The 26,951-nt window shown below is 73.4% G+C and carries 24 protein-coding genes and 1 pseudogene; 12 read left to right on the top strand and 13 right to left on the bottom strand.

Going from position 1 to position 26,951, the window contains the following annotated elements:
• Window positions 1–33: 33 nt before the first annotated feature.
• Window positions 34–1,479: a nitroreductase family protein gene (locus tag AB0G14_RS25680; RefSeq protein WP_357701505.1), complete on the bottom strand. Its 1,446-nt coding sequence runs from the start codon at window positions 1,477–1,479 to the stop codon at window positions 34–36.
• Window positions 1,480–1,589: 110 nt separating this feature from the next.
• On the opposite strand from AB0G14_RS25680, the gene AB0G14_RS25675 reads away from it, so the two are divergent.
• On the top strand, window positions 1,590–2,576 hold the full coding sequence (locus AB0G14_RS25675; protein ID WP_357701503.1) for an ornithine cyclodeaminase family protein: 987 nt from the start codon (window positions 1,590–1,592) through the stop codon (window positions 2,574–2,576).
• Between the two features lie 111 nt (window positions 2,577–2,687).
• Here the strand turns inward: AB0G14_RS25675 and AB0G14_RS25670 are convergent, their stop codons facing one another.
• Window positions 2,688–3,479 carry a shikimate dehydrogenase gene (locus tag AB0G14_RS25670; protein ID WP_357701501.1) on the bottom strand — a complete coding sequence of 264 codons (792 nt, stop codon included), beginning with the start codon at window positions 3,477–3,479 and terminating at the stop codon, window positions 2,688–2,690.
• Window positions 3,480–3,818: 339 nt separating this feature from the next.
• On the opposite strand from AB0G14_RS25670, the gene AB0G14_RS25665 reads away from it, so the two are divergent.
• Window positions 3,819–4,622 carry an SGNH/GDSL hydrolase family protein gene (locus tag AB0G14_RS25665; protein WP_357701499.1) on the top strand — a complete coding sequence of 268 codons (804 nt, stop codon included), beginning with the start codon at window positions 3,819–3,821 and terminating at the stop codon, window positions 4,620–4,622.
• 214 nt (window positions 4,623–4,836) lie between these two features.
• Here the strand turns inward: AB0G14_RS25665 and AB0G14_RS25660 are convergent, their stop codons facing one another.
• The 4 genes from AB0G14_RS25660 to AB0G14_RS25645 form a co-directional block, all read right to left on the bottom strand.
• A complete protein-coding gene (locus AB0G14_RS25660; protein WP_357701497.1) occupies window positions 4,837–5,898 on the bottom strand; it encodes an ABC transporter permease in 1,062 nt (353 codons plus the stop codon).
• Window positions 5,895–6,788 (bottom strand): ATP-binding cassette domain-containing protein, encoded by an 894-nt coding sequence (locus AB0G14_RS25655; protein ID WP_357701495.1) that lies wholly within the window; start codon window positions 6,786–6,788, stop codon window positions 5,895–5,897. Before AB0G14_RS25655 ends, AB0G14_RS25660 begins: the two co-directional genes overlap by 4 nt.
• An 81-nt stretch (window positions 6,789–6,869) precedes the next feature.
• The gene (locus tag AB0G14_RS25650; protein ID WP_357701547.1) at window positions 6,870–7,571 is read right to left on the bottom strand and encodes a response regulator transcription factor; all 702 of its coding nucleotides are present in this window, start codon (window positions 7,569–7,571) and stop codon (window positions 6,870–6,872) included.
• Between the two features lie 41 nt (window positions 7,572–7,612).
• Window positions 7,613–8,890 carry a sensor histidine kinase gene (locus tag AB0G14_RS25645; RefSeq protein WP_357701493.1) on the bottom strand — a complete coding sequence of 426 codons (1,278 nt, stop codon included), beginning with the start codon at window positions 8,888–8,890 and terminating at the stop codon, window positions 7,613–7,615.
• A 256-nt stretch (window positions 8,891–9,146) separates the two neighbouring features.
• On the opposite strand from AB0G14_RS25645, the pseudogene AB0G14_RS25640 reads away from it, so the two are divergent.
• Both AB0G14_RS25640 and AB0G14_RS25635 read left to right on the top strand, forming a co-directional pair.
• Window positions 9,147–9,856, top strand: a pseudogene (locus AB0G14_RS25640) (helix-turn-helix transcriptional regulator).
• Window positions 9,857–9,943: 87 nt separating this feature from the next.
• Entirely contained in the window at window positions 9,944–10,156 is a 213-nt protein-coding gene (locus tag AB0G14_RS25635) for a DUF397 domain-containing protein (RefSeq protein WP_357701491.1), read from the top strand.
• Between the two features lie 45 nt (window positions 10,157–10,201).
• Here AB0G14_RS25635 and AB0G14_RS25630 read toward each other — a convergent pair whose 3' ends face one another.
• From AB0G14_RS25630 to AB0G14_RS25620, 3 genes are all read right to left on the bottom strand, one after another.
• Window positions 10,202–11,152, bottom strand: coding sequence for a permease prefix domain 1-containing protein (locus AB0G14_RS25630; RefSeq protein WP_357701489.1), 951 nt, complete (start codon window positions 11,150–11,152; stop codon window positions 10,202–10,204).
• Window positions 11,149–11,490, bottom strand: coding sequence for a PadR family transcriptional regulator (locus AB0G14_RS25625; protein WP_357701487.1), 342 nt, complete (start codon window positions 11,488–11,490; stop codon window positions 11,149–11,151). The genes AB0G14_RS25630 and AB0G14_RS25625 overlap by 4 nt, the downstream gene beginning before the upstream one ends.
• A 128-nt stretch (window positions 11,491–11,618) precedes the next feature.
• Window positions 11,619–12,266, bottom strand: coding sequence for a hypothetical protein (locus tag AB0G14_RS25620; RefSeq protein WP_357701485.1), 648 nt, complete (start codon window positions 12,264–12,266; stop codon window positions 11,619–11,621).
• 206 nt (window positions 12,267–12,472) lie between these two features.
• On the opposite strand from AB0G14_RS25620, the gene AB0G14_RS25615 reads away from it, so the two are divergent.
• On the top strand, window positions 12,473–13,909 hold the full coding sequence (locus AB0G14_RS25615; protein ID WP_357701483.1) for a serine/threonine-protein kinase: 1,437 nt from the start codon (window positions 12,473–12,475) through the stop codon (window positions 13,907–13,909).
• Here AB0G14_RS25615 and AB0G14_RS25610 read toward each other — a convergent pair.
• The 3 genes from AB0G14_RS25610 to AB0G14_RS25600 form a co-directional block, all read right to left on the bottom strand.
• The gene (locus tag AB0G14_RS25610; RefSeq protein ID WP_357701481.1) at window positions 13,906–14,802 is read right to left on the bottom strand and encodes an NmrA/HSCARG family protein; all 897 of its coding nucleotides are present in this window, start codon (window positions 14,800–14,802) and stop codon (window positions 13,906–13,908) included. The genes AB0G14_RS25615 and AB0G14_RS25610 overlap by 4 nt on opposite strands.
• A 103-nt stretch (window positions 14,803–14,905) precedes the next feature.
• Complete coding sequence (locus AB0G14_RS25605) at window positions 14,906–15,529, bottom strand: hypothetical protein (RefSeq protein WP_357701479.1); 624 nt, start codon at window positions 15,527–15,529, stop codon at window positions 14,906–14,908.
• The gene (locus AB0G14_RS25600; RefSeq protein ID WP_357701477.1) at window positions 15,526–16,089 is read right to left on the bottom strand and encodes an RNA polymerase sigma factor; all 564 of its coding nucleotides are present in this window, start codon (window positions 16,087–16,089) and stop codon (window positions 15,526–15,528) included. Before AB0G14_RS25600 ends, AB0G14_RS25605 begins: the two co-directional genes overlap by 4 nt.
• A gap of 237 nt (window positions 16,090–16,326) precedes the next feature.
• Here AB0G14_RS25600 and dnaE point away from each other — a divergent pair, with 237 nt between their 5' ends.
• Both dnaE and AB0G14_RS25590 read left to right on the top strand, forming a co-directional pair.
• Window positions 16,327–19,857, top strand: a complete 3,531-nt coding sequence (gene dnaE, locus AB0G14_RS25595) for a DNA polymerase III subunit alpha (protein WP_357701475.1) — start codon at window positions 16,327–16,329, stop codon at window positions 19,855–19,857.
• 80 nt (window positions 19,858–19,937) lie between these two features.
• Window positions 19,938–20,975, top strand: coding sequence for an aminotransferase class V-fold PLP-dependent enzyme (locus tag AB0G14_RS25590; protein WP_357701473.1), 1,038 nt, complete (start codon window positions 19,938–19,940; stop codon window positions 20,973–20,975).
• A gap of 43 nt (window positions 20,976–21,018) precedes the next feature.
• Here the strand turns inward: AB0G14_RS25590 and AB0G14_RS25585 are convergent, their stop codons facing one another.
• Window positions 21,019–21,879 (bottom strand): SPFH domain-containing protein, encoded by an 861-nt coding sequence (locus AB0G14_RS25585; RefSeq protein WP_357701471.1) that lies wholly within the window; start codon window positions 21,877–21,879, stop codon window positions 21,019–21,021.
• Window positions 21,880–22,189: 310 nt separating this feature from the next.
• Here AB0G14_RS25585 and AB0G14_RS25580 point away from each other — a divergent pair, with 310 nt between their 5' ends.
• The 5 genes from AB0G14_RS25580 to AB0G14_RS25560 are packed head-to-tail and all read left to right on the top strand — an operon-like array spanning window position 22,190 to window position 26,837.
• Complete coding sequence (locus AB0G14_RS25580; protein ID WP_350685486.1) at window positions 22,190–22,951, top strand: ABC transporter ATP-binding protein; 762 nt, start codon at window positions 22,190–22,192, stop codon at window positions 22,949–22,951.
• Window positions 22,938–23,630, top strand: coding sequence for an ABC transporter ATP-binding protein (locus tag AB0G14_RS25575; RefSeq protein WP_357701469.1), 693 nt, complete (start codon window positions 22,938–22,940; stop codon window positions 23,628–23,630). Before AB0G14_RS25580 ends, AB0G14_RS25575 begins: the two co-directional genes overlap by 14 nt.
• Before the next feature lie 45 nt (window positions 23,631–23,675).
• A complete protein-coding gene (locus AB0G14_RS25570; protein ID WP_357701467.1) occupies window positions 23,676–24,935 on the top strand; it encodes an ABC transporter substrate-binding protein in 1,260 nt (419 codons plus the stop codon).
• Between the two features lie 7 nt (window positions 24,936–24,942).
• Entirely contained in the window at window positions 24,943–25,824 is an 882-nt protein-coding gene (locus AB0G14_RS25565; RefSeq protein ID WP_357701465.1) for a branched-chain amino acid ABC transporter permease, read from the top strand.
• Window positions 25,821–26,837 carry a branched-chain amino acid ABC transporter permease gene (locus AB0G14_RS25560; RefSeq protein WP_357701463.1) on the top strand — a complete coding sequence of 339 codons (1,017 nt, stop codon included), beginning with the start codon at window positions 25,821–25,823 and terminating at the stop codon, window positions 26,835–26,837. The genes AB0G14_RS25565 and AB0G14_RS25560 overlap by 4 nt, the downstream gene beginning before the upstream one ends.
• Window positions 26,838–26,951 lie beyond the last annotated feature (114 nt).

The raw sequence follows: 26,951 nt of genomic DNA, 5'->3' as shown, positions 1-26,951 counted from the left end.
GCTCCGGGGCCGAGCGTGCCTCGGCCCTGCTCGTCAGGACCCGGGGCGGGGCATGACCGGACGGACCTCGACCGGGCGCCCGGGCCCGCCACCGGCGCGCGACGCGTACTCGGGGACGCCCACGCACGTGAACAGCAGCGCCGCGAGGTCGTCCGGCTCGCCGAGCAGGCCCGGGACCTCCGAGTCGAGGAAGGTCATCCCGGAGGCGCCGGCGCCCAGGGCGTACGCCGCGAGGTGCAGCCGGCCCTCGACGAGCCCGGCGGCGAGCTGGGCGTCGCGGTAGCCGCGGTCGTCGAGCGCCGACAGCGGGGTGGCCCCGACGACGACGTACGCCGCGTCGCCGGCGAGCGCCTGGTCCAGGCAGACCCGCAGCAGCTCGTCGCGCAGCTCCGCGGCCCGCAGCGGCGTCGTCAGGTCGGGCCAGCGGTAGAGACCGGGCGCCACACCGTCGACGCCGTGCACGGCCACCCAGTGCGGCACCGGCACGCCGCGCAGGGCGGCGGCCAGCGGCCACTCCAGCAGGGCGCGCGGCAGCGTCCGGGACCGGTCCATGCGGCGCTGCGACCCGCGCCGGCGTACCACCTCGTCGAGCGGGTCGGACGGCGGGAACTCCGGCAGCGGCGCCGCCTCCGGCCAGGGCACCCCGAGTGTGTCCCGCTCGCCCGCGCGCTGCGCGGCGGTGCACAGCGGCAGCTCGACCGGCGGCAGCTCACCCGGCACCGCCGTCGCGGTGGGGCCGATGGCCGGCTCGCCGTCGCCGAGGGACAGCAGGGCGAGCGGATACTCGTGCACCCCGTCCGCGCCGACGAGGCGGCGTAGCGTGGCGTCCGGGAACAGCGTCCGCAGCCGTGGCGCGAGTCCGGCGCTCGCGGCCGCCGCCGACAGTTGGGACAGCAGCGTCCCGGCGTCCCAGTAGAGGTGCCGCCAGCCGCGCTCGGCGTACCGCCACCCCGTCCGCCACGGCACGCCCGTGACCACGAGCGTGGTGGCCGCTCCGGTGGCGGCGGGGGCGACCTGGACGAGCGCGTGCCGCGCCGGGTCGTACCAGTGCACGCCGTCCGGGACGCCCGCGACGTCGCGGGTGCTCGCGTAGACCTCCAGCGGGAAGCGTGCGCCGGCCGAACCGGCGGCCCGGTAGAGGAACGGCCGCCCGTGGCGCTCGGCGGTGCGGACGACGCCGGCGCCGAGGAAGAGCACGCGGCCGAGCTGCGCGGCGTCGAGGAGCTGCGCCCGGCCAGCGGCGCCCGCGAGCACCGCCGTCGCGGGGATCCCCGGGTCGGGCAGGTCGCGCGGCAGGGCGACGACGGGCAGGCCGTCCGGATAGCCCTTGAGCTGCGGCGGCAGGGTCTCGGGGTCGTTCGGCACGAGGTCGTGGCGGATCCGCGGGTCGTCCCCGGGCACGTCCCAGTCGCGGTCCGGCACGTACGACGTCAGCCGGTGCAGCAGCCCGGCGCCGGAGTCGAGGTCCACAGCGGCCATCCTGCCAGGGCGCGCGGCCCCGCACCGCGGTGACGACCGCACCGACCACCCCGCCCCGCGCGGGGCCTAGCCTCGGGGCGTTCCTCGTCCGTCCACCGCCGGAGGCCACCATGACCGATCCGATCCCGCCGGCCGCGTCGTTCGCCGGCATGCGGCTGATCTGCGCGGAGGCCGTCGCGGCGACCCCGGTCCGGGTCGCGGTGGACGCCCTGGAGGCCGCCCTGCGGGCGGGCCTCGACCCGGAGCGGGAGACGCCCCGCTCGAAGGTGACCACGCGGGGCGGCGAGCTGCTCGTCATGCCCGCGACGCGGGGCGCGTACTCGGGCTGCAAGCTGCTGACCAGCACCCCCGACAACGCCGGTCGCGGTCTGCCGCTCATCCAGGGGGCCTTCGTCCTCTTCGAGGGCCCGGAGCAACGCCCGGCGGCGCTCGTCGACGGCACCGCCCTGACGAACCTGCGTACACCCGCCGTGTCCGCGCTCGCGGTGCGGCACCTGCTGCCCCGCGCGGCGGACGACGCGCTGCGGCTCACCGTGTTCGGCACCGGCCCCCAGGCCCGCGCCCACGTCGAGGCGATGCTGGCGCTGCACGCGATCGCCGAGGTCTTCCTGGTGGGACGGGACGGCCCACGGCGCGACCGGCTCGCCGCGCGGTGCGACCGGGCGGGCGTCCCGGTGCGGCTGTACGAGCCCGGCTCGGTCACCGACGCGGTGACGGCGGCGGACGTCATCTGCTGCTGCACCAGCGCGTCGACGCCGCTGTTCGACGGTGCCCTGGTCCGGCCCGACGCCGTCGTCGTCGCGATCGGGTCGCACTCGCCGGACGCCCGCGAGGTCGACGACCGCCTCGTCGCCCGCTCCCACGTCGTCGTCGAGTCGCTGGCCGGCACCCTGCGGGAGGCGGGCGACATCGTCGCTCCGCTGGCGGCCGGCGTGCTGCGGGAGGAGGACCTGCGTCCGCTCCGTGACGTGGTGACCGGTCGCACGCAGGTGCCGGCCGGTCGACCACGGTTGTTCAAGGGGACCGGAATGCCGTGGCAGGACCTCGTCGTCGGCGTCGAGGTCTACCGCGACGACCTCACCCGGCGGCCCGGGTAGCCGGCGCTCCATCGGGCAGACGTCCGCGCGGCGCCTGATCGGTGGGCCGACGTCCGACCGGCCCCGGTCGGACGTCGGCGGTCACGTCACCGTGCGGCGGCCGGGCCCCGGTCACAACCCGAAGAACGCGAGGTAGGAGTCGAGCTGGTGGGCGAGCATCGGCTCGCCGGGGTGCGCCCGCAGCCCGCGCGCGCGGGCCTCGGCCAGCAGGGCCGTCTCCGCCGGGGTCATGATGATGTCGGCGACCACGGCGTCCGCCGGCAGTTCGGCCACCGGGAACGGCAGCGGGTCGTCGGGGCGCAGCCCGAGGGGGGTCGCGTTGACCGCGAGGTCGGCGTCGGCCAGTCGCGGTCGCGCCGCCCCGGTGACCCGGTCCGGGTACGCGGCGGACAGCCGTCGCCGCAGCGTCTCCAGCCGACCCGGGTCGGCGTCGGCCAGCCGCAGCTCCGCCACGCCGGCGTCGAGCAGGGCGACGGCGATGGCGCTGCCCGCCCCGCCCGCGCCCACCACGCACACCCGGCGGCCCCGGGGATGGTGTCCCGCTGCGGCCAGCCCGCGGACGAACCCGTCGCCGTCGAAGGTGTCCGCGGTCCAGGTCCCGTCGGGCTCGCGCCGCAGGGCGTTGGCGCTGCCGGCCAGGCGGGCGCGGTCGCTGGCCCGGTCCGCGAGGGCCAGGGCGGCGGCCTTGTGCGGCACGGTGACCAGCATCCCGTGCAGGTTGCCCACCCTTTGCAGGCCGCGTACGACCGGGGTGAGGTCGGCCGGTGCGACGTGGACCGGGACGAGCACCGCGTCGGTGCCGCGGCGGGTCAGCACCGGATTGAGCAGGCCGGGGGCGCGCACCTGCGCGATCGGGTCGCCGAGCAGCGCGTACAGCCGGGTGGTGCCGCCGATCTCCGTCATGCCGCGCCTCCGTGTCGATGGCCGACGCCCAGGGCTGCCCGTCCCGCCGGCCGGGTGCCGCGCCGCGCCGACGCTATCGCGGGCCCGGACGCGGGGCCCCGCCGGGTTCGCGCCCGTCCGCCGAGCCGGTCCCCTTCCGCCCGGCCGGCCGCCGCCGCTCCGTAGGGGACGGTGGGGCGTCCGACCCCCGGAGGCGCGGGGCGGGCGGACGCGGCGGTACGGGGTGCCGGACCCGGAACCCGTTGCCGGCACCCCTAAGATCGCCGCAAGGATCTTTCGCCGGAGAATATTTAGTGATATCAATCTCGCACCCGATCCCTCTCACCCCCGGAGTGCGACGTGCGGAGAACCCGCTTCCTGACTCTCGCCCTGAGCCTCGCCACGGCTCTCGGCGCCAGCCTGTCCCTGTCGGCCCCCGCCCAGGCCGCCGCCACCGACCGCTACGTCGCCCTCGGCGACTCCTACGCCTCGGGCGTGGGCGCCGGCAGCTACACCAGCGAGAGCGGCTCCTGCCAGCGCAGCACCAACGCCTACCCCGCGCTGTACGCCGCCAACATCAAGCCCGCGTCGTACCGCTCGGTCGCCTGCTCCGGCGCCACCACGACCAGCGTGATCAACACCCAGCTCTCCGCGCTCAGCTCCACCACCAGCCTGGTCAGCATCACGGTCGGCGGCAACGACGTCGGCTACTCCAACATCATGACCACCTGCGTGCTCAAGGGCACCACCGAGTGCGTCGCCGCCGTGCAGGCCGCCGAGGACAAGGCCCGCGCCCAGCTCCCCGGCCTGCTGGGCAACGTCTACAACGGCATCAAGACCCGGGCCCCGAACGCCCGGGTCGTGGTCGTCGGGTACCCGGTCTTCTACCAGCTCGGCACCGTCTGCGTCGGGCTGAGCGCCACCTCGCGTGCCAAGATCAACGAGGCCATCAACCTGGTGGACGACATCACCCGCAGCGCGGCCAACGCGGCCGGCTTCACCTTCGCCGACGTGCGCTCGGCCTTCGTCGGGCACCAGCTGTGCAGCTACGGCGAGAAGTGGCTGCACGCCCTCAACTACCTCAACCTCGGCGTCTCCTACCACCCGACCGCGGCCGGCCAGTCCGGCGGCTACTACCCGGTCTTCCGCAACGCCGCCGGCTGACCCGACCGCGCGCCACCGCCGTCGCGTACCGGCTGATCCGGCAGCCGCCCGCGACGGCGGTGGCGCGCGTCCGTCCCGGCTCCCGGTGGTCCTCGCCCGATCACCACGTACCGGGCCGACCGGCCGCGGCGGCCCGGCACGTGGTGGGCGTGCCGGGCCGCGCCGTGCGTCAGCCCCGGACGCGGTACGCCCGGCCGGCGCCCCGCGACACCGCTCAGCCCACCGCCTCGCGCGACCGCCACGCCGTCCGGACCGAGGTGCGGCCGTTGGTGCGCAGCAGCGAACCCTCGTACACCCGGGCCCCCGCCGCGACGAGCGCGGCGGCCGCGACCAGCAGCAGGGCCAGCGACAGCAGCGGCTCCCAGCCGGCCGCGTCCCCGGTGAACAGCCGCAACGGCATCGCCGTGGGCGCGGAGAACGGCAGGTAGGACAGCACCCGCATGGCGGTCGCGTTGTCGTTCAGGAAGATCACCGCGAAGAACGGCAGCATGACCGCGAGCTGCACCGGCATCGACACGCCGGCGATGTCCTCCTGGCGGTTGACCAGCGCCCCGGCCGCCGCCCACATGGCCGCGACCAGCACGAAGCCGAGCAGGAAGAACGGCACGAACCAGCCGATCGCCGGGGCCAGCAGCGAGAGCAGCCCGCCGCTGTCGCCGAACTGCACACCCACCACCGCGACCAGGGCGACCAGGGCGATCTGCCCGAGGGCCAGCAGGGTACCGGCGACCATCTTGCCGGCCAGCAACGCCCGGACCGGCACCGCGGCCACCAGGATCTCCACGATCCGGGTCTGCTTCTCCTCGATGATGCTCTGCGCGATCTGCACGCCGAAGGTCTGCGAGGTGACGAAGAAGACGAACGCGAAGGCGAACGGCACCAGGAAGGCCACCACCGGGTCCACCGCGTCGGGGTCCAGCAGCCGCACCGGGGGCTGCGTGCTCAGCGCCGCGACCACGTCGTCGGGGGCCTCGTCCATGGCCAGCACCGCCGGCCCGGAGACCACGGCGGCGTCCACGTCGCCGTCGCGGACGGCCTGCTCGGCGGCGCGGTCGTCGGGCGCCAGCCGCACCTCCAGCCCTGCCTCGCGCAGCGGGCCGGCCGCCGCCTCGGTCACCGCCACGCTCGACGGGCCGCCGGAGAGCAGCGGCGGCAGGATGGTCGCGGCGGCGGCGATCAGCAGGAAGAACAGGGTGCTGATCAGGAAGGTGCGGTCGCGCAGCTTGACCCGGATCTCCCGGGCGGCGACCAGCCGGGTGGCCTGCCAGGCGTTCATCGGGCGACCTCTCGGAAGATCTCGGTGAGGGACGGGCTGACCGGGCGGAACGCGCGCACCGGGCCACGGGCCAGCGCCGCGTGCAGCACCGCCTGCTCGTCCGCGCCGGGCGCGAGGTCGAACACGGCGCGGGCGCCGTCCAGGTCGACCAGGGTCACCCCGGGCTGGTCCCGCAACCAGCCGGCGTCGGTCTCCACCACCAGCTCGAACCGGGGCACCGTGTACGTCGCGCGCAGCTGCTCCCGGCTGCCGGCGGCGCGGATCACGCCGCCCGCGATGATCACCAGGTCGTCGCAGAGCCGCTCCACGACGTCCAACTGGTGGCTGGAGAAGAGCACGGGCACGCCCGTGGCGGCCCGCTCCCGCAGGACCGCCACGACCGTGTCCACGGCCAGCGGGTCGAGGCCGGAGAACGGCTCGTCGAGCACCAGCACCTCGGGGTCGTGCACCAGCGCGGCGGCGATCTGCGCGCGCTGCTGGTTGCCCAGCGACAGCGTCTCCAGCAGGTCGTCGCCGCGCTCGGCGAGCCCGACCCGCTCCAGCAGCGCGTCCGTGCCGCGCCGCGCCGCGGCGGCCGTCATGCCGTGCAGCCGGCCCAGGTAGGCCACCTGTTCCCGGACGCTCATCTTCGGATAGAGGCCGCGTTCCTCCGGCATGTAGCCGAAGCGACGGCGGGCCTCCCGGGTCAGCGGAGCGCCCTGCCAGCTGACCTCCCCGGCGTCCGGGGCGAGCACCCCCAGGATGATCCGCATGGAGGTGGTCTTGCCGGCGCCGTTGCCGCCGACGAAGCCGGTCATCCGGCCGGCGGCCACGTCGAAGGACACGTTCTGGAGCACCCGACGGTCGCCGAAGCTGCGGTCGACACCGTCGAGACGGAGCACACTGGTCACGCGGTCAAGCTAGATCGTCTACTGCCCGCTGCCGTCCGCCCGGAGGCTGAGCGGGCAGGTCCCCCGCGCGGCGGAGGCCGGTCAGCCGCCGGGCCGCACCACCCCGTGTTCGTACGCGAAGACCACCGCCTGCACCCGGTCGCGCAGGCCGAGCTTGGCCAGCACCCGGCTGACGTGCGTCTTCACCGTCGCCTCGCCCAGGTGCAGCTCCGCGGCGATCTCGGCGTTGCTGGCACCCCCGGCGACCAGGACGAGGACCTCCCGTTCGCGGGGCGTCAGGTCGCGCAGCGCCGCCTCGGGAGGCATCCGCGCGCCGCCCCGCCCGGCGGGGGCGCCGGGGCGGGCGAAGGTGGCGATCACCCGCCGGGTGAGTTCCGGGGCGAGGAGGCCGTCGCCCCGGGCGAGCACCCGGATCGCCTCGACCAGCTCCTCCGGGGTGCCGTTCTTGAGCAGGAAGCCGCTGGCCCCGGCGCGCAGCGCGGCGAACAGGTAGTCGTCCCGGTCGAAGGTGGTGAGGATCAGCACGGCCGGCCCGCCCGGCTCGTCCTGCTCGGCCGTGATCCGCCGGGTGGCCTCCAGCCCGTCGACCCCGGGCATCTCCACGTCCATCAGCACCACGTCCGGGCGCAGCGCCCGGGTCATGCTGACGGCGCGTTCCCCGTCGGCGGCCTCCCCGACCACCTCGATGTCGTCCTCCACCTCGAGGATGACCCGGAAGCCGGTGCGGACCAGGTGCTGGTCGTCGGCGAGCAGCACCCGCACCGGCCGGTCGGCGTCGGGCACCTCGCGGTCGGCGCCCACGCCGGGCACCTCGGGGTCGGCGGTCACGCCGGACGCCCCGCCGCGACCGGGAGCGGGAACCGGGCCCGTACCCGCCAGCCACCGCCGGCCCGTGGGCCGACCTCCAGCGCCCCGCCGTGGGTGGCGACCCGCTCGCGCATCCCGACGAGGCCCAGCCCGTCGGCGTTCGCGGGGCGGGTGGCCCGTCCGTCGTCGGTCACGTCGACCTCCACCTCGTGCGCCAGGTAGCGGATCCGCACGTCGAGTGCGGTCGCCCCGGCGGCGTGCTTGAGCGCGTTCGTCACGGCCTCCTGGACGACCCGGTACACGGCCTGGGAGACCGACTCCGGCAGCGGCACCCGGTCCCCGTACACCCCCAGGGTGGCCCGCAGGCCGGCCTCGCGGGCCCGGTCGACCACGGCCGTGACCTGGTCGATCGCGGCGGGCCCCGGCTCGTCCGGGCGGTCGTCGCGGGCGCGGAGCAGGCCGAGCATCCGGCGCAGCTCGTCCACCGCCGTGCGGGCCGTCTCCTCGATCGCGCCCAGCGCCGTGCGGGCCTTCGCCGGGTCCTTGTCGAGCACCCGGCGGGCGGCGGACGCCTGCACGCCCATCACCGACACGTGGTGGGCGACCACGTCGTGCAGCTCCCGGGCGATGCGGACCCGCTCGCCCACCACCGCGTGCTCACGGACCTCGGCCTGCGAGCGGCGCAGCTCCTCGGCCCGCGCCTGCACCTCGTGCTGCCGGCGGGCGGCCAGCCACGCGGTCTCCCCGAAGAAGTACGCGAACCCGAAGAAGAGGCCGTTGACCAGCACCCCGTTCACAATCGCGGCGAGCACGGGGGGCACCGGCCCGACCGCGCGGTCGAACGCGTCGGCGGGGATCCTGTCGATGGTGACCGCGTAGTAGATCCCCAGCCACGCGAACATGGTGGCGATGACGCCGATCCGCAGCCGGCGGGCCAGCCGGCGGTCCGGCCCCCAGGCGCCGAGCGAGTAGAGGGCCGCGAACAGCGCCCACGAGGAGAGCTGCGACTCCGGGGCGGAGCGCGCCTGCGCGGCGACGAACGCGACCGAGACGACCAGGAGGGTGGCGGCGGGGAACCGGCGTCGCCAGATCACCGGCAGCGTCACCGCGACGGTCCAGAAGACCTGCTCCGGCCCGGAGGGCGGCGGCCCCAGCAGGAAAGCCCCGGTGCTGCGGGCGAGGGTGAGGCTGACCAGCGCCAGGACGACCGTGGCCAGCCCGACGTAGACGTCGAGCCGCCGCTGCTCCGGGGAGGGCCCCGGCCGCCGCCAGTCGTCGTCCGTCACGGTGTTCACCCTGGTCAGGATTCCATCCCGCTGGTCGGCGTCGGCCAGGCACCCTGCCGGGCGGCCACGTGCGGTCGCCGCGCAGCCGGGGCTACGCGATCCGCGCCCCTGTCCGTGTCGACCTTCTCCGTCCCGCCTGTTCACTCTCTGCTGCTCCGGCGACTACGGTCGGAAGGCGTCGACGGGGCCGCCGGCCGGTGGTGCCGGCGGGCACGGCGCCGGTGCGGGCGCAGGCGGTGATCGGCGGGGCTGTGGTGGAGGTGTGATGGGAGTCGGGCAGTTGTCCACGCTGGAATTCCTCGGCGGCGAGCTGCGCCGGGCGCGGCGCGACCGGGGGCTGAGCCAGGAGGAGCTGGCCAAGCAGATCAACTACTCCTCCTCGCTGGTCGGGATGGTGGAGATCGGGCACCGCACCCCGTCGCAGGACTTCGTCGGCCGGGTCGACGCGGCGCTGGAGTCCGAGGGCTTCTTCGAGCGGCTGCTCACCCTGGTCCGCGCGGACGCCGCGCCGCCCTGGCTGCGGGAATGGATCTCGGTGGAGGCGGAGGCGACCCTGATCCGCTGGTTCGAGCCGTCGCTGATCCCCGGCCTGCTCCAGACCGAGGCGTACGCCCGCGCGGTGCTCACCGGCGGGGGGATGCTCCGCGAGGCCGAGGTGGAGCAGCGGGTGACCTCCCGGCTGGCCCGCCAGGCGGTGCTGACCCGGGAGGCCCCGCCGGAGGTCGTCTTCGTCGTGGACGAGGCGGTGCTACGCCGGCAGATCGGCGACCGGCAGGTGATGGCCGAGCAGTTCGCCACCTGCTCGCGGTCACCGGGTCGCCGCACGTCGACCTGCACGTGGTGCCCGCCGACGTCGGCATGCACGCCGGGCTGGCCGGCGCGTTCATCCTGGCCCGCACTCCCGAGGGCGGCGAGGTGGCGCACGTGGACACCCCGCTGCGCGCGCACGTGAGCGACCGCTCGGGACGACGTTGATAGCCTGCAACGCAGGTGGGAGAACCTGCGGGGCGAGGCGCTGCCCCGCCGGGCGTCCCGGGAACTTCTCGCGGAGGTGGCGGAGTCGTGGACCTGACCGGCGCGATCTGGCGGAAGTCCACCCGCAGCGACAACGGCGGGTCCACCTGCGTCGAGGTGGCGACGAACCTTGTCGACGTGGTGGGCGTACGCGACAGCAAGGATCGTGGGGGGCCGGTGCTGGCCTTCGGCCCCGTGGCCTGGACCGGCTTCCTCGCCGCGGCCACCGCCGGCGCCCTCCGGCCCGCTCGTCACGGCTGACGGCCCGGCACGTCGGGGCGTGCCGGGCCGCGTGGCGCGGTCGGGTCAGCGGCGGTCGCGCAGCGTCTTGACCACGCTCTCGACGACGTCCCAGAGCACGATCAGCGCCGAGCCGGCGACCACGATGGTGGCGACGGTGTTCAGGTTCTCGCCCTCGCCGAGCCACTCGAAGCGGGCCACGAGGTCGGGGTTGAGCAGCCGGTCGGTCGACATCAGCCAGACCACCGGCACCGCGAAGGCCAGGTCGAGCACCGCGTTCGCCCCGACCAGCGGCCAGGTCCAGCGCCCGGCCCGGTACTTGGCGATCTCCAGGCCCACGGTGGCGACCAGCACGGCGATCAGGAACGGCAGCCAGAAGCTCCACAGCGCCGGGTCGAGGATCGGCAGGTTGCCGTCACCGTCGGCGGGGACGAACGACCGGAAGTGCTGCATCGGCAGGTAGGCGATGAAGATCGCCAGGAAGCCGATCGAGGCGGCGGTGTCGGTCAGGGTGATCTGTCGGTCGCCCGGGCCCTCCGGGAGCTGGTCGACGCTCCAGTCCGGCAGGTGCAGGGGGGTCCTGGTGCGCTCCAGTACCGCGAAGACCAGGGTGACCCAGAAGGCGATCTGGAGGGCCACCGTGAGGGCGGTGGCGATGCCCTCGCCGACGGCCCCGCCGGCGTTCTCGCCGTCGGTGGCCGCCAGCAGGCCGACGATCACGCCGGCCGTCGCCGGCACGAAGCTGAGCAGCAGCTTCAGCAGCCGCTCCCAGGCCAGATAGTAGGTCGGCCCGATGAGCTGCAACCGGCGGTCGGAGTAGCGGGCGGCGAGCCGCGCCGGGTCGCCCAGCTCGGTGAGCACCTCCCGTTCGGCGGCGGTGCCGTCCTGCCCGCCGGTCGTGCGGCCCTCGACCATGTCCTCGATCGAGGCGCGCAGCTCGGTGGCGATCTCCTCGCGGCGCGCGACCGGCACCGAGCGCAGGGTCGCGGCGAGGTAGCGGTCGGTCAGGGAAGTCATCGGTCGGCTCCTTCGATCAGCCCGGTCAGGGAGGTCTGCACTGCGGCAAGGTCGGCGAGGAGTCGGCCCAGCACCGACTCGCCCTCCTCGCTGGTTTGGTAGAACTTGCGCGGCCGGCGCTCCTCGGTGTTCCACTCGCTGGTCACCAGCCCCTGCTCCTCCAGCCGCCGCAGCAGCGGATAGAGCGTGTTGGCGTCGACCGGGAAGCCGTGGTCGGAAAGGCGTTGCAGCAGCGCGTAGCCGTAGTCGGGGCGCCGCAGGGCGACGAGGCTCGCCACCACCACGGTGCCCCGACGTAACTCCTGGAGGTGCGTCCGCAGGATCTCGTCGCTAACCATGCGTCACACCATACTGTGTGACACACACTATCGTCCAGTGCTACATCATCGTGCGACCCTCCATCAGTGTGTTCCGGCCACGCGGACGGCGGCGGACCCAGGGGTCCGCCGCCGCCGGTGCCGGTCGCTCAGCAGGACCGGCCCTCTCGGAACGCGCGCTCGACGAAGGCCGCCGGCCCGACCTGGAGGTAGCCGACACCGGGCCGGATCGGGTGACTGGTGAACAGCTCCACGCGGCTGCCGACGCGCACCAGGTACGCCGACGCGTCGCCCGCGTCGTTGCGGATCAACGAGCCCCGCCGGCCGTAGATCTCCTCCAGCTCCCCGAAGGACATGCCCACCGCCGCCCCGGCGGGCGTGCGGGGCGGCGCGGTGGCCGTGCCGACCTCCACCAGCCGCCCGTGCCGGAAGGCCAGCAGGATCTTCCCGGCCCAGGCCCCCGTGACGCCGGCGCGGACCACTCCGGCGCACTCGGGCGCCACCCAGTCGATGAGGCCGGCCGCCGACAGGCGCGCCAGGCTGGTTCCGATCCGGAACGGGCCCGCGCCCCGCACGCTGATGACCCGGACCTCGTCCCGGCCGGCGGCGGCCGGGCGGGCGTCGGCCCGGGCGGCGCCGCCCGCCGCCGCGCCGGGGCCTCCGCCGGAGCGGTCGGCCGGCGGCCCGGCGGCGGCGTCCGGCCGGGGCGCGGCGGCGGCCGGGGCCACCGCGGTGATCGGCATGAGCCCGGCCGTGACCAGCAGGGCGGTGACGACGGTGTACGAGAGACGGTGCACGGGGATCTCCTCCTCCGGAGTCCGAATGTCCTTGCCCTGTTGGTCATCCCGCCGGCCGGATCGGTTCGTCGGGTTTGCGACCGGCGGGCTCCTCGTCCGGCCCGCGCTCCGCCACCGCGCGGATCGGAGGGCTGCCGCCGGCCCGGCACGCCGTCTACTGTCGAGTCGGAGCGGCGACCGGCGGGGCCGGTGGCGGGGGTGGTGCGGTGACCAGTCCGGCGCGGATCGGGCCCTACCGGATCGAGCGGCTGCTCGGCGTGGGGTCGTTCGCCACGGTCTGGTTGGGCCACGACCCGGTGCTCGACGCCCGGGTCGCGATCAAGGTGCTGGCCGAGAACTGGCACCACGACCTGCGGGTGCGGGAGCGGTTCCTCGACGAGGCCCGCCTGCTGCGGCGGCTCGACGACGAGCGGCTGGTCCGGGTCCACGCGGTCGGCGAGCTGGCCGACGGTCGGCCGTACGCGGTCCTGGCCTGGGCCGACGGCGGCAGCCTGCGCGACCGGCTGGCCGCCGGTCCCGTGCCCGCGCCGGCCGCCCTGGACCTGCTGGCCGAGATCGCTGCCGGCGTCGCCGTCCTGCACCGCCACGGCGTGGTGCACCGCGACCTCGCCCCGGGCAACGTCCTGTTCCGGTCGGGTCCGGACGGCGAGCGGGTGCTGATCGCCGATCTCGGGCTCGCCAAGGCGCTCGCCGCCGCCTCCGGTCTCACCGTCCGGGCCGGCACCCCCGGCTACATGGCACCGGAGCAGGACGACCCCTTCGCCGTCGTCGACGCCCGCGCCGACGTGTACGGGCTGGGCCGGCTCGGTGTGCGGCTCCTCGGCGCGGACGCGGAGCGCGTGTCGGGCGGCCAGCTGCCCGCGGGTGGGGCGATCCGGCTGCGGGAGGGCGTGTCGCCGCAGGTGACGGCCGTGCTCCGCCGGGCCACCGCATCCCGGCCCGAGGACCGGTACCCGGACGCCACCGTCTTCCGTGCCGCCCTGCGGCGCGCCGCCGCCGCGCCCGCCCGGCCGGATCCCGTCCCGCCCGGCAGGGCCGCCGGTCCGCCCCCGCCGTCCTGCGCGGGCGGACCGACGCGCGTGGGGAACCGGCGGCCGGGCCGACGGCGGCTCGGGGCCGTGGGTCTGGGTGTCGCGGCGGTGGTCGCGGTCGGGGCCACGGCGGGCGACGCCGCGACCGTCGGTCGGCCCGCCGGGACCTGGACGAGCGGGCCGGTGACGGTCCGGTTGCTGCCTGGATGGCGGGCCACCGGCACCGGCTGGGCCGGCCAGTACGGCCCCGACGGCCGGCTCGAACCGGCCCTGGTGATGTCGCCCGACCCGCACCGGTGGGCGGTCGACCCGACCGTGCCGGGCGCCTTCGTCGGCCTGTCGCCCAGCATCGCCGCGCGTACGAGCCCGGCGGGATTCGTCGCCGAGCGTCCCCACGCGGCGTGCGTGGCCGCGCCGGTACGCCGTACCCGGCAGGCGGGCGTGGACTGGGTGGTGGCCCGGTTCACCTGCGACCAGGGCCGGCCCGAGGTCGTCGAAGCCGCCGGGCTCGCGCCCGGCCGTGCCGGGCTGGTCTACGTGCAGATCACGCCCCCGGCCGGCAGCCGGGCCGACTTCGTCGACACGCTGCTGGCCGGGGTGGCGGTGGGTTAGCCGCCCTGGGGCCCGCCCCGATCCGCCGGCCTTCCGGCCCGGTCGCCGTGCGGTGCGGACGCCGCCGCCTGGCCGAGGCGGTCCCGCAGGAACTCCTCGAACGTCAGCAGCCGGGGGAACCGGTTCCGCAGGCCGGCGATGTCGGCCTGGTATCCGCTCTCGGCGAACCACGCGTACATGCGCTGGTCGATGGGTTGCGGTTCCAGGCGGGTCGGGGTGCCGGTGAGCGCCTCGTAGATCTCGGCGACCCGGGTGAAGGTGAGTTCGTCACCGGCGATCTCGATCTGCGTGCCGAGGTGGTCGGAGGGGTGCGCGAAGGCGTGCGCGGCGATGCGGCCGACGTCGTCCGAGGCGATCATCTGGAGCGGTCGGTCGGGTACGACCTGCAGCCGCAGGACGCGTTCGCCCCGAACGTCGGCGTAGTGGAGAAGATTGTTCATGAAGAACGCCGGGCGCAGGATGGTCGCGGGCAGGTCCAACGCCTGGATGTGTCGCTCGATCTCGGCCTTAATCTCGAAGTGGTCGATCCCGGTCCGGCGTTCCGCACCGCCCACCGAGCTGTAGACCAGGTGTGCGACACCGGTTTCCTCGGCCACGTCGGCGACGGTCTTTCCCTGCCTGACCTCGGCCGCGAGGGTGTCGGGAGTGTGCGCCAGGGCCTGGACGCTGAAGACACCGTGGACACCGCGCATCGCCTCGCGGAGCGAATCGGCGTCGTCCATGTCCCCCTCGACCAGGGTGGCGCCCTGCTCCTCGAGGCGCCGCGCCGCCGGCTTGGCCCGATCGCGGACGAGCGCCCGCACCTGCCAGCCGTCCTGGAGCAACCGGCGTGCGGTGGCGCCGCCCTGGTTGCCGGTCGCGCCGGTCACGAGAATCGTCTTCCGCTCCGTCATGACGGTCCAGCCTAGGGAAAGGGCTGGTCAGCCCGACGTCAAGGGGCCGGGCATCGACGGGGTTGCCCGCCGGGCGGTCGCCCCACCCTCCCTCGCGTCGGAGTCACCGCACCACCACCGTGACCGTGTGCGTCGTACCGCCCTGCGGGATGCGCACGGCCACGGTGCCGGGGCGGACGAACCGGACGTCCACCACCCCCGCCTCGTAGCTGCGGGAGACGAGGTCCTCCCGGTCCACGGTCACCTCGCCGGGGCCGATGCCGATGATCCGTAGCACCCCACCGGTGGCGAAGCAGAGCGAGGTGAGCAGCGCCAGTTCGGTCTCCGCCAGCACCAGGTCGTAGCGCACGGCCCCGTGACAGGTGCCGGGCAGTCCGCCCGGCGACGACGTCGCGGTCGGCGTACGCCCGGCGGCGGTCGTCGGGGGCGGGGCCGGCGGGGGCCGTCGGGTCGGCGGGACGACGGCGGACGGGCCGGGCGCGCTCGGCGCGGGCGGGAAGGCGGACGACGGGGAGGCCGACGCCGGGCCGACGGACTGGCTCGTCGCCACGGCCGGCGGCTGCACGGGCAGCGGTGAGACCGGCGCGCCCTGGCGGCCGCACCCCGCGACGGGCACGGCCACGGCCACGGCGAACACCGCGACCGTGGCGAGACGCTGCGCGGCGAACCGGAAGCCCCCGGACCCGCGCGACCCGACCGCCCCACCCCGGCGGTGGATTGTCGTCACCGCCGCCCCTCGCCGGTGGCGGGCTCCCCGGACAGCCGGTGCCGGAGCTGCCGGCGGGCCTCGTGGATCCGCGACTTGACGGTCCCCTCCGGCACGTCGAGCAGGTCGGCGATCTCCCGGTAGCCCAGCCCGAGGACGTCCCGCAGGGTCACCGCCTCGGCCAGTTCGGGGCGCACCGCGTCCAGCGCGTCGAGCAGGTCCAGCCGGGTGCCGGCGACCACGCTGGTCCGCCGGGGGTCCGGCAACTCGGGCAGCGGCGCGCCGCCGGCCTCCACCAGCCAGCGCCGGCGCAGCGCCCGGTACGTGGAGCGGGCCCGGTTGGCCGTCAGCCGGTAGAGCCAGGTGTGGAACGACGACCGGCCCTCGAACCGGGTGATGCCCCGGGCCAGCGCGAGCAGCGCGTCCTGGCACGCCTCCTCGGCGTCCTCCCGGTGGGGCAGCAGGCGGGCGCACAGCCGCAGCACCTCCGGACGCACCGCGGCCAGCAGCGCGTCGAGCGCCGCCGGGTCGCCGTGCGGGGCCGACACGGCCAGGTCCTCGATACCGTCCGCGAGGGGCATCAGGTCGTCCAATGCTCGCCGGTATGCCGTCCGACCAGGCTACGGCCACCACCGTCCGGCGTGCCCGGACGAGTCCGGCAACCGACTGTCGGGGCCGTCCCGGGCGGCGGCCGGGGAGATCCACACCACCCCGGCCCGCTCCGCCCCGCGCGGCGTCTGGAGCGGCCTCTTCCGGCGGCGATAGGGTAGGCCGACCGACCTCGACCATCCCATGATCCGACCCGGGGGGCGCCACGCATGGGCGATTCGTTCGCGCATCTGCACGTGCACACGGAGTACTCGATGCTCGACGGGGCGGCCCGGCTGAAGGACCTCTTCGCCGAGGTCAAGCGGCAGGGCATGCCGGCGGTGGCGATGACCGACCACGGCAACATGCACGGCGCGAACGACTTCTACAAGCAGGCGATGGCCGCCGGGGTCAAGCCGATCCTCGGCATCGAGGCGTACGTGGCGCCGGAATCACGCTTCCACAAGCAGCGGGTGCGCTGGGGCCGGCCGGAGCAGAAGAGCGACGACGTCTCCGGCAGTGGCGGCTACACCCACATGACCATCTGGGCGCGGAACAAGACCGGCCTGCACAACCTCTTCAAGCTGACCAGCCGGTCGTACACGGAGGGGTTCTTCGTCAAGTGGCCGCGGATGGACGCGGAACTGCTCGCCGAGAACGCCGACGGGTTGATGGCGACCACCGGCTGCCCCTCGGGGGAGGTGCAGACCCGGCTGCGCCTGGGCCAGTACGACGAGGCGCTCAAGGCCGCCGCGAGGTACCAGGAGATCTTCGGCAAGGAGAACTACTTCCTGGAAGTCATGGACCACGGCATCAGCATCGAACGCCGGGTCCGCCAAGAGCTGCACGACATCTCCCGCAAGCTGGACATCCCGCCGGTGGTGACCAACGACTCGCACTACACGCACGAGGCCCAGGCCGAGGCGCACGACGTGCTGCTCTGCGTGCAGACGGCGGCGAACGTCGCCGATCCCAACCGGTTCCGGTTCGACGGCAGCGGCTACTACATCAAGTCCGCCGACGAGATGCGCGCCGTCGACAGCTCCGACCTCTGGCTGGAGGGCTGCCGCAACACCCTGCTGGTGGCGGAGAAGGTCGACCCCGCCGGGATGTTCGAGTTCCACAACCTGATGCCGCGCTTCCCGGTCCCGGAGGGGGAGACCGAGGAGTCCTGGTTCCGCAAGGAGACCTTCGCCGGGCTGGCCCGGCGCTACCCCGGCGGCATACCCGAGGGCCACGTCAAACAGGCCGAGTACGAGCTGGGCGTCATCATCCAGATGGGCTTCCCGTCGTACTTCCTCGTGGTCGCCGACTTCATCCAGTGGGCCAAGAACCAGGGCATCGCCGTGGGCCCCGGCCGCGGTTCGGCCGCCGGCTCGCTGGTGGCGTACGCGCTGGGCATCACCGACCTCGACCCGATCCCGCACGGCCTGATCTTCGAGCGCTTCCTCAACCCCGAGCGCGTCTCGATGCCGGACGTCGACATCGACTTCGACGAGCGCCGGCGCGGCGAGGTCATCAAGTACGTCACCGACAAGTGGGGTGAGGACAAGGTCGCCCAGATCGCCACCTTCGGCACCATCAAGGCGAAGGCCGCGATCAAGGACTCGGCCCGGGTGCTCGGCTACCCGTACGCGGTCGGCGACCGGATCACCAAGGCGATGCCCCCGGCGGTGATGGGCAAGGACATCCCCCTGGAGGGCATCTTCGACCCCAAGCACCCCCGGTACGCCGAGGCCGGCGAGATCCGGGGCATGTACGAGGCCGAGCCGGACGTCAAGAAGGTCATCGACACCGCCCGGGGCATCGAGGGGCTGATCCGGCAGACCGGCGTGCACGCCGCCGGCGTCATCATGTCCGCCGAGCCGATCATCGACCACATCCCGCTGATGCGCCGGGACTCCGACGGGGTCATCATCACCCAGTTCGACTACCCGACGTGCGAGTCGCTCGGGCTGTTGAAGATGGACTTCCTCGGCCTGCGCAACCTGACCATCATCGACGACGCGGTGAAGAACATCCAGCTCAACCACGGCAAGGAGCTGGACCTGCTCGGGTTGCCGCTGGACGACCGGGCCGCGTACGAGCTGCTGGCCCGGGGCGACACCCTGGGCGTGTTCCAGCTCGACGGCGGGCCGATGCGCTCCCTGTTGCGGATGATGAAGCCGGACAACTTCGAGGACATCTCCGCCGTCCTCGCCCTGTACCGACCAGGCCCGATGGGCGTGGACTCGCACACCAACTACGCGCTGCGCAAGAACGGCCTCCAGGAGATCACCCCGATCCACCCGGAGCTGGAGGAGCCGCTGCGGGAGATCCTCGCGCCCACCTACGGCCTGATCGTCTACCAGGAGCAGGTGCAGCGCGCCGCGCAGATCCTCGCCGGCTACACCCTCGGCCAGGCCGACCTGCTGCGGCGGGCGATGGGCAAGAAGAAGAAGGAGATCCTCGACAAGGAGTTCATCCCGTTCCGGGACGGCTGCCGGGAACGGGGCTACTCGGACGAGGCGATCCAGAAGGTCTGGGACGTGCTGGTCCCGTTCGCCGGCTATGCCTTCAACAAGGCGCACTCGGCGGCGTACGGCCTGGTGTCGTACTGGACCGCGTACCTGAAGGCGCACTACCCGGCCGAGTACATGGCGGCGCTGCTCACCTCCGTCGGCGACGACAAGGACAAGATGGCGCTCTACCTCTCGGAGTGCCGCCGGATGCGCATCCAGGTGCTGCCCCCGGACGTGAACACCTCCGCCGGGCCGTTCACCCCGGTCGGCAAGGAGATCCGGTTCGGTCTCGGCGCGGTACGCAACGTCGGGGCGAACGTGGTCGCCGCGATCATGCGCTGCCGGGAGGAGAAGGGCGACTACGCCGACTTCTACGACTTCCTGTCGAAGGTCGACGCGGTGGTCTGCAACAAGAAGACCATCGAATCGCTGATCAAGGCCGGGGCGTTCGACTCGCTCAAGCACTCCCGCAAGGCGCTGCTCGCGGTGCACGCGGAGGCCATCGACGCGTACGCCGACGTCAAGCGCAAGGAGGCCGTCGGCCAGTACGACCTCTTCGGCGCCGGCTTCGGCGACGCGGACACCAGCAGCACCACCGTGATGCCGGTGATCGGCGAGGGGGAGTGGGACAAGCGCGACAAGCTCGCCTTCGAACGCGAGATGCTCGGCCTCTACGTCTCCGACCACCCGCTCTTCGGCCTGGAGCACGTCCTCGGCGCGGCGGCCGACTGCACGATCGCCGCGCTGTCGGAGGAGGGCACCGTCCCGGACGGGGCGGTGGTCACCCTCGCCGGCATCCTCTCCGGCGTGCAGCGCCGGGTCACCAAGCAGGGCCGGGCCTGGGCCTCGGCCACCCTGGAGGACCTGGCCGGCGGCGTGGAGGCGCTGTTCTTCCCCAACACCTACGAGGTGATCGGGCAGTACATCGCCGAGGACGCCATCGTGGTGGTCAAGGGGCGGGTGGACCGGCGCGACGACACCCCGCGCATCATGGCGATGGACATGTCCATGCCCGACATCAGCAGCAACCCGGCGAGCAAGCCGATCACCCTGACCATCCCGGTGACCCGGTGCACGCCCCCGCTGGTCGAGCGGCTCAAGGAGACCCTGGTGCTGCACCCCGGCGACACCGAGGTGCACGTCAAGCTGCTCAACGGCAGCAAGGTCACCACGCTGCGGCTCGGCCCGTTCCGGGTGGCGGCCACCACCGCGCTGATGGGCGACCTGAAGAGCGTCCTCGGCCCCGCCAACGTGAGCTGACGCCGCCAGGGCCGGCGCCGGGGCCGCGAGTGCGGGATTGGCCGTCCCGGTACGCGCCGCGGGTGACTAGCGTCGGCGGTGTGGAGATCGCACAGGCGCAGAAGCTGTGGCAGCCGCAGCCGGGTTGGCTGAACACCGCCAGCTACGGGCTGCCACCCGACCCGGTGTGGGACGCGGTGCAGGGGGCGCTGGCCGACTGGCGGACCGGGCGTACCTCCTGGGAGGGCTGGGGCGAGGCGACCGAACGGTCCCGGGCCGCCTTCGCCGGCCTGGTCGGGGTGCCGGCCGCCGACGTCACGGTCGGCAGCACCGTCTCCCAGTTGCTGGCCCCGGTCGCCGCCGCGCTGCCCGCCGGCGCGACCGTGGTGGTGCCGGAGGTCGAGTTCACCTCCAACCTCTTCCCCTGGCTGGTGCAGGCCGAGCGGGGCGTCCAGGTGCGCACCGTGCCGCCGGCCGGGCTGGCCGACGCGATCGACGCCGGCACCGACCTGGTCGCGTTCAGCCTGGTGCAGTCCGCCGACGGCACGATCGCCGCGTACGACGAGATCGTCGCGGCGGCCCGTGCGCACGGCGCGCTCGTCGCGGTGGACGCCACCCAGGCGTGCGGCTGGCTGCCGTTCGACGCGAGCCGAGCCGACGTGGTCGCGGTCGGCGCGTACAAGTGGCTGATGGCGCCGCGCGGCTCCGCCTTCGCCTACCTCGCCCCGGCGCTGCGCGAGCGGCTGCGCCCCGACGCCGCCGGCTGGTACGCGGGCAGCGACCCGCACGCCTCCTACTACGGCCCGCCGCTGCGCCTGGCCGACGACGCCCGCCGATTCGACATCTCGCCGGCCTGGTTCAGCTGGGTCGGCACGGCCCCCGCACTGGAACTGCTCGCCGAGATCGGCGTGCCCGCCGTGCACGCGCACGACGTCGCGTTGGCCAACCGGTTCCTCGCCGGTCTGGGCCGGCCGACGGGCGACAGCGCGATCGTCACCGTGGAGGTGCCCGGCGCGGCGGAGCGGCTGGAGCGGGCCGGGGTCCGGGCGGCGGTCCGCGCCGGCCGGGTCCGGGCGTCCTTCCACGTCTACTCCACCGTGGACGACGTCGACCTCGCCCTGGACGCGCTCACCGGCTGAGCCGGGGCGCGCGCCCAGGGCGAGCGTCAGCGCCGGTGAGCCGTCACTTGGCGCCGGTGATGATTCCGGGGTTGATGCAGAGCCCGGGGTTGCTGCCGTTGCGCTCGGCGATCTCCAGGCACCGCGACACCTTGTCGACCTTCGCGTTCGTCTCGGTGATCTGCTTCTGGATGGCGGCGTTCTTCCGGTCCTGCTCCAGGTTCCGGGTCTGGGCGAGCTTGTCCTGGAAGGCCTTGATGTTGCCCTCGGTCTTGTCGTCGTGGTTGACCCGGGTGATCGTGACCGACAGGATGTCGACGTCGCTGGAGAGCCGCGTCTCCGCGCTGGTCTTGATGCTCTCGGCGAAGGGCTTCAGGTCCACGTTCAGGTTGCCGGTGTTCGCGTCGATCTTCTCCAGCGGGTTGTACGTGGCGAAGGCGTCGTTGACGGCGCTGTCGAGCTGGACGCCCACCCGCTGACCCCGGAAGCTGTCGAAGTCGCCCTTGTAGTCCATGAACTGCTTCGGCGCGTTTTCCGGTCTGACCTGCCACTCGACGAGCACCTCGACGCAGGCGTCGGCGAGCGTGCCGGTGCGGACCCGGACGCAGTTCTCGCCGCCGATGTGGTCGTACTTCTGCCGGCCGGCGTCCCACTCGCCGACCTTCTGCCACGGGGCGACCCACTTCAGGCCGGAGCCGGTGACCTTGCCCGTCGGCTTGCCGAAGCTGGTGACGATCCCGACCGAGCGGATCGGCACGGAGTGGGCACTGGAGCCGACGACGAACACCACCACGCCGACGAGGCAGCCGAGCACCGCCAGGGTGGCGGTCCGCTTCGTCGAACTGGCGCGCGCGCCGAGCGCGAGCGCGCCGGAGATCGCCAGACCGGCGGCGAAGATGATCGCAACAGTGAAGCCGAAGGGCATGCGCTCGGCACCTTTCGCGGGAGGGGTCCATCACCCTAGGGACACGGGTCAAGGCGGGGCGCAGCCGGGGGCGCGGCCGTGGGGCGCCCACATGGGCGTGGTACGGAACGGTCCTGACAGTCAGATTCGTCGATGTCGTCTGCCGGGGTGGCCGGGCGGCGAGTGGCGTTCCCACACGTCCGGGCGCCCCGGAATGTGGTGTCCATCGACATAGTTCGACATTCGGCGCGGCCGTAGGTTTCCAGGACGCGACGGCCATGTGACCGCGGTCACCGACCCGACCGTCGCGACACCTACGAAGGAGTAGGCGATGGCCGGGCAAGCGCTCCTGTCGGCTCGCGGGCTGACCCGCGACTTCCGGGGCTTCCGGGCGGTCGACGGCGTCGACCTCGACATCGCGGCAGACAGCGTGCACGCGCTCGTCGGCCCGAACGGCGCCGGGAAGACCACCCTCTTCAACCTGCTGACCGGGTTCCTGCAGCCCAGCGGCGGCCGGATCGAGCTGGCCGGCCGCGACGTCACCGGGCTGCCGCCCGAGCAGGTCGCTCGGCTCGGCGTGGCCCGGTCGTTCCAGATCACCAGCCTCTTCCCGCAGCTGTCCGCGCGGGAGCACGTCGAGCTGGCGTTGCAGAGCCCGAGCGGGCTGGGCTGGCGGTTCTGGCGCTCGGCGAAGCTGATGCGCCGCTACACCGACCGGGCCGGCGAACTGCTCGACATGGTCGGGCTGGCCGAGCTGTCCGAGGCCCCCGCCGAGGCGCTGGCGTACGGGCGCAAGCGGGCGCTGGAGCTGGCCATCGCCCTCGCGCTGGACCCGAAGGTGCTGCTGCTCGACGAGCCGACCGCGGGCATGGGCCTGGAGGACGTCGACCGCACCGTCGACCTGATCGCGCGCGTCCGGCAGGGCCGGACCGTGGTGATGGTCGAGCACAACATGAGCGTGGTCGGGCGGCTCGCCGACACCGTCACCGTCCTGCAGGCCGGCAAGGTCCTCGTCGAGGGCCCGTACGAGCAGGTCCGCGCCGACGAGCGCGTGATCACCGCATACCTGGGAGCCGCTGATGCTGCGCATTGAGAACCTGTCCGCCTGGTACGGCGAGGCGCAGGTGCTGCGGGAGGTCAGCCTCGACGTCTCCGCCGGCGAGGTGGTGACCCTCGTCGGGCGCAACGGGGCCGGCAAGTCCACCCTGCTGCGCTGCGTGATGGGCCTGCACGCCGGCCAGCGTGGCACCGTGGCGCTGGACGGCCGGGACGTCGGGAAGCTGCCCGCGTACCGGCGGGCGCGGCTGGGGCTCGGCTGGGTCCCCGACGACCGAGGCAGCTACGCCACGCTGAGCGTCACGGAGAACCTCACCCTGCCGCCGACGGTCGGCCCCGATCCGTGGCCGCTGGAGCGGGTGTACGAGGCGTTCCCCGCCCTCTACGAGCGACGGGACTCGGCCGCCACCATGCTCTCCGGCGGCGAACAGCAGATGCTCGCCCTCGCCCGCGTGCTGCGGATGGGCGCCCGGCTGCTGCTCTGCGACGAACCGACCGAGGGGCTCTCGCCACTGCTCGTGCAGCAGGTCGGCGACCTCCTGCGCGAGGCCAAGCGGCACGGGGTGACCGTGCTGCTGGTCGAGCAGAACCTGCACTTCGCCACCGGCGTCGCCGACCGGCACTACCTGCTGGCCGAGGGACGCATCGCGGAGGCGATGGAGAACTCCGAGGTGCAGTCGCGGGAACGCGAGCTGCTGTCGTACCTCGGCATCTGATTTTTTTCGATTTCGACGACCCGCGCGCCGCGTGGGGGTGGAGGGATGAGCATGCGTAGGACGGTGGGTGTGGCCGCCGCGTCGGCGGCGGCGATGGTGCTGGTCGCCGGATGCGGCGGCGGTGGTCCCCAGTCGGGCGGGGACCAGAAGCTGACCGGGGGCAAGATCGTGCTGGGCGTGCTGAACGACCAGTCGGGTGCGTACTCCGAGCTGTCCGGCAAGAACTCGGTCAAGGCCGTCGAGATGGCCATCGCCGACTTCAAGGCGAAGCACGGCGACAAGGCGGTGACCGGCGACATCACCGTGGAGACCGCCGACCACCAGAACAAGCCCGACATCGCCAACAGCAAGGCCGCCGAGATGTTCGACCGCAAGGGCGTCGACCTCATCCTCGACGTGCCGACCTCGTCGGCGGCGCTGAAGGTGGCCGACGTGGCGAAGGAGAAGAAGAAGCTCTACTTCAACATCGGCGCCGCGACCACCGACCTGACCGGCAAGAGCTGCAACAAGTACACCTTCCACTACGCGTACGACACCTACATGCTGGCCAACGGCACCGGCAAGACCACCACCGAGCAGGTGGGCAAGAACTGGTACATCCTCTACCCGAACTACGCCTTCGGTCAGGACATGGAGAAGAGCTTCTCGAGCGCGATCACGGCGGCCGGCGGGACCGTCGTCGGCAAGGACGGCGCGCCGTTCCCGAACACCAGCGGCGACTACTCGACGTTCCTGCTCAAGGCACCGACGCTGAACCCGAAGCCGCAGGTGCTCGGCACCATGCAGGCCGGCGCCGAGCTGGTCAACGTGGTCAAGCAGTACAACGAGTTCAAGCTCCGGGAGAAGGGCGTCGGGCTCGCCGTGGGCCTGATGTTCATCACCGACATCCACTCGCTGACCCCGGCCGCGCTCGCCGGCACCACGTACACCGACGCCTGGTACTGGAACTTCGACGCCAAGAACCGGGAGTTCGCCGACCGGTTCCAGAAGGAGACGGGCACCCGGCCGTCCTTCGCGCACGCGGCCAACTACTCCGCCGCCACCCAGTACCTGGAGGCCGCGCAGGCCGCCGGCACGGACGACGCCGACGCCGTGGTCAAGGAGTTGGAGGGCAAGACCGTCGAGGACGTCTTCCTGCGCAACGGCAAGATCCGCGCCGAGGACCACCGGGTCATCCACGACGCCTACCTCGCCCAGGTGAAGCCGCAGTCCGAGGTGAGTGAGCCGTGGGACTACGTCAAGGTCCTCAAGACCATCCCCGCCGCCGAGGCGTTCCGCGCCCCGTCGGCGGACTGCAAGATGTGACCAGGGCATGACCGGCTTCTTGCAGAACACGTTCAACGGGTTGGTGAGCGGGGCGTTCTACGCCCTGCTCGCCCTCGGGCTCGCGGTCATCTTCGGGATGCTGCGGGTGGTCAACTTCGCCCACGGGGCGTTCTACATGCTCGGCGCGTTCGGCGCGTACGTCCTGCTCAGCGAGGCGGGCGTGCCGTTCTGGGCGGCGTTGGTGATCATGCCGGTGGGGTTGGGCCTGCTCGGCATGGCACTGGAACGGGCCTTCATCCACCGGCTCACCCGGCTCGACCCGCTCTACAACTTCCTGCTCACCTTCGGCCTCACGCTGATCCTGCAGGACCTGGTGAAGCTTCGCTACGGCGTGCAGTCCAGCCCGTACGAGACCCCGTCCGCGCTGAGCGGGTCGGTCGACTTCGGGCTCTTCGACTTCCCCACCTACCGGGTCTTCATCCTGGGCTTCGCGGTCGCCGTCTGCGTCGGCGTCTGGTGGGTGCTGACCCGCACCCGGATCGGCATGGTGGTGCGGGCGTCGACCGAGCGGGCCGAGCTGACCCAGGCGTTCGGCATCAACGTCGGCCGCTGGGTCACCCCGGTCTTCGGCTTCGGCATCGGTCTGGCCGCGCTCGCCGGGGTGCTGGCCGCGCCGATGCGGGCTGTGAACCCGCTGATGGGCGTCGACCTGATCATCGTGGTCTTCGCGGTGGTGGTGATCGGCGGGCTCGGCTCGATCTTCGGGTCCGTGGCCGCCGGCTTCGGCATCGGCCTGGTCCAGGCGTGGGGCGAGGCGTACCTGTCCGACTTCCCGATCGTGTCGCAGACGATCGTCTTCATCGTGATGGCCGCCGTGCTGCTCTGGCGTCCGGCCGGGCTGTTCGGCCGTGAGGAGGCACCGGCATGACGAGCACCGTCGACACCGCGACCGACGCCGGCCGCCCGGCGCCGAGATCGGGGCTGGTCGCCGTGACCCGGGCGCCCGGCTGGGTCCGGTACGCGCTGCTCGCCGTCGGGCTGCTGGTGGCGTTCTGGCTGCCCAACGGGCTCTACCCGGCGGTGGCGGTGGACATCCTCTGCTGGGCGCTGTTCGCCGTCGCCGTGGACCTGCTGCTCGGCTTCACCGGGCTGATGTCCTTCGGGCACGCGGCCTTCTGGGGCGCCTCCGCGTACGTCACCGGGTTGGTGGCCATCCACGCCGGCCTGCCGTTCCCGGTGGCGGTGCTGGCCGGGGCGCTCGCCGCGGCCGTGCTCGCGGTGCCGATCGGCTACCTGGCCGTGAAGCGGACCGGCATCTACTTCGCCATGGTCACCCTGGCGTTCGCGCAGATGGTCTACTACGTGGCCAACGAGTGGCGCTCGGTCACCCGGGGCGAGAACGGCCTGCAGGGCGTGCCCCGCGAACTGTTCGGGTTGGACCTCACCGACGACTACTACTTCTACTACGCGATCCTGCCGATCGTGCTGCTCGGGCTGGCCGGCGCCTGGCGGATCGTGCACTCGCCCTTCGGCCGGGTGCTGGTCGGCATCCGCGACAACCCCGCCCGCGCCCGCGCGCTCGGCTACCCCGTACACCGCTACAAGCTGACCGCGTTCGTGCTGTCGGGCTTCATCGCCGGGCTCGGCGGCGGGCTGTTCGCCGTCGGCCACCGCTTCGTCTCCCTCGACGTGCTGCACTGGACCACCTCCGGCAAGGCCGTCATCGTGGTGGTGCTCGGCGGGATCGGCACGCTCTGGGGCGGGGTGCTCGGCGCGGCCATCCTGGTCCGTCTGGAGGACTGGCTGTCGTTCTCCGGGTTCGAGGCGATTGGCCTGGTCACCGGCGGCATCTTCGTCCTCGTCGTGCTGGTGTTCCGGCGCGGCATCTGGGGCAGCGCCGCCGCCCTGGCCACGCGCTGGCTGGCAGCCCGCCGCCGGTAGTCCCGCGCGGTGGTGGAGATGGAGATGTGCCGCTGGCCGGCGCCCGTGTCGGGTGCCGGCCAGCGATCCCCCTTGTGGTGAATGTCTGTGTGTCAGCTGTTCCAGTGTTCGGCG

It is taken from the genome of Micromonospora sp. NPDC023814 (genome assembly GCF_040639595.1).
GTDB lineage: Bacteria > Actinomycetota > Actinomycetes > Mycobacteriales > Micromonosporaceae > Micromonospora.
Note: the sequence above shows the minus strand (reverse complement) of the source record. Positions and strands in the feature narration are given on the sequence as shown.

Coding starts and splice junctions, on each gene's coding strand:
- AB0G14_RS25680 (WP_357701505.1), bottom strand. CDS start 1,479: ATGGCCGCTGTGGACCTCGACTCCGGCGCCGGGCTGCTGCACCGGCTG.
- AB0G14_RS25675 (WP_357701503.1), top strand. CDS start 1,590: ATGACCGATCCGATCCCGCCGGCCGCGTCGTTCGCCGGCATGCGGCTG.
- AB0G14_RS25670 (WP_357701501.1), bottom strand. CDS start 3,479: ATGACGGAGATCGGCGGCACCACCCGGCTGTACGCGCTGCTCGGCGAC.
- AB0G14_RS25660 (WP_357701497.1), bottom strand. CDS start 5,898: ATGAACGCCTGGCAGGCCACCCGGCTGGTCGCCGCCCGGGAGATCCGG.
- AB0G14_RS25630 (WP_357701489.1), bottom strand. CDS start 11,152: ATGACTTCCCTGACCGACCGCTACCTCGCCGCGACCCTGCGCTCGGTG.
- AB0G14_RS25625 (WP_357701487.1), bottom strand. CDS start 11,490: ATGGTTAGCGACGAGATCCTGCGGACGCACCTCCAGGAGTTACGTCGG.
- AB0G14_RS25610 (WP_357701481.1), bottom strand. CDS start 14,802: ATGACGGAGCGGAAGACGATTCTCGTGACCGGCGCGACCGGCAACCAG.
- AB0G14_RS25600 (WP_357701477.1), bottom strand. CDS start 16,089: ATGCCCCTCGCGGACGGTATCGAGGACCTGGCCGTGTCGGCCCCGCAC.
- dnaE (WP_357701475.1), top strand. CDS start 16,327: ATGGGCGATTCGTTCGCGCATCTGCACGTGCACACGGAGTACTCGATG.
- AB0G14_RS25585 (WP_357701471.1), bottom strand. CDS start 21,879: ATGCCCTTCGGCTTCACTGTTGCGATCATCTTCGCCGCCGGTCTGGCG.
- AB0G14_RS25580 (WP_350685486.1), top strand. CDS start 22,190: ATGGCCGGGCAAGCGCTCCTGTCGGCTCGCGGGCTGACCCGCGACTTC.
- AB0G14_RS25575 (WP_357701469.1), top strand. CDS start 22,938: ATGCTGCGCATTGAGAACCTGTCCGCCTGGTACGGCGAGGCGCAGGTG.
- AB0G14_RS25570 (WP_357701467.1), top strand. CDS start 23,676: ATGAGCATGCGTAGGACGGTGGGTGTGGCCGCCGCGTCGGCGGCGGCG.
- AB0G14_RS25565 (WP_357701465.1), top strand. CDS start 24,943: ATGACCGGCTTCTTGCAGAACACGTTCAACGGGTTGGTGAGCGGGGCG.
- AB0G14_RS25560 (WP_357701463.1), top strand. CDS start 25,821: ATGACGAGCACCGTCGACACCGCGACCGACGCCGGCCGCCCGGCGCCG.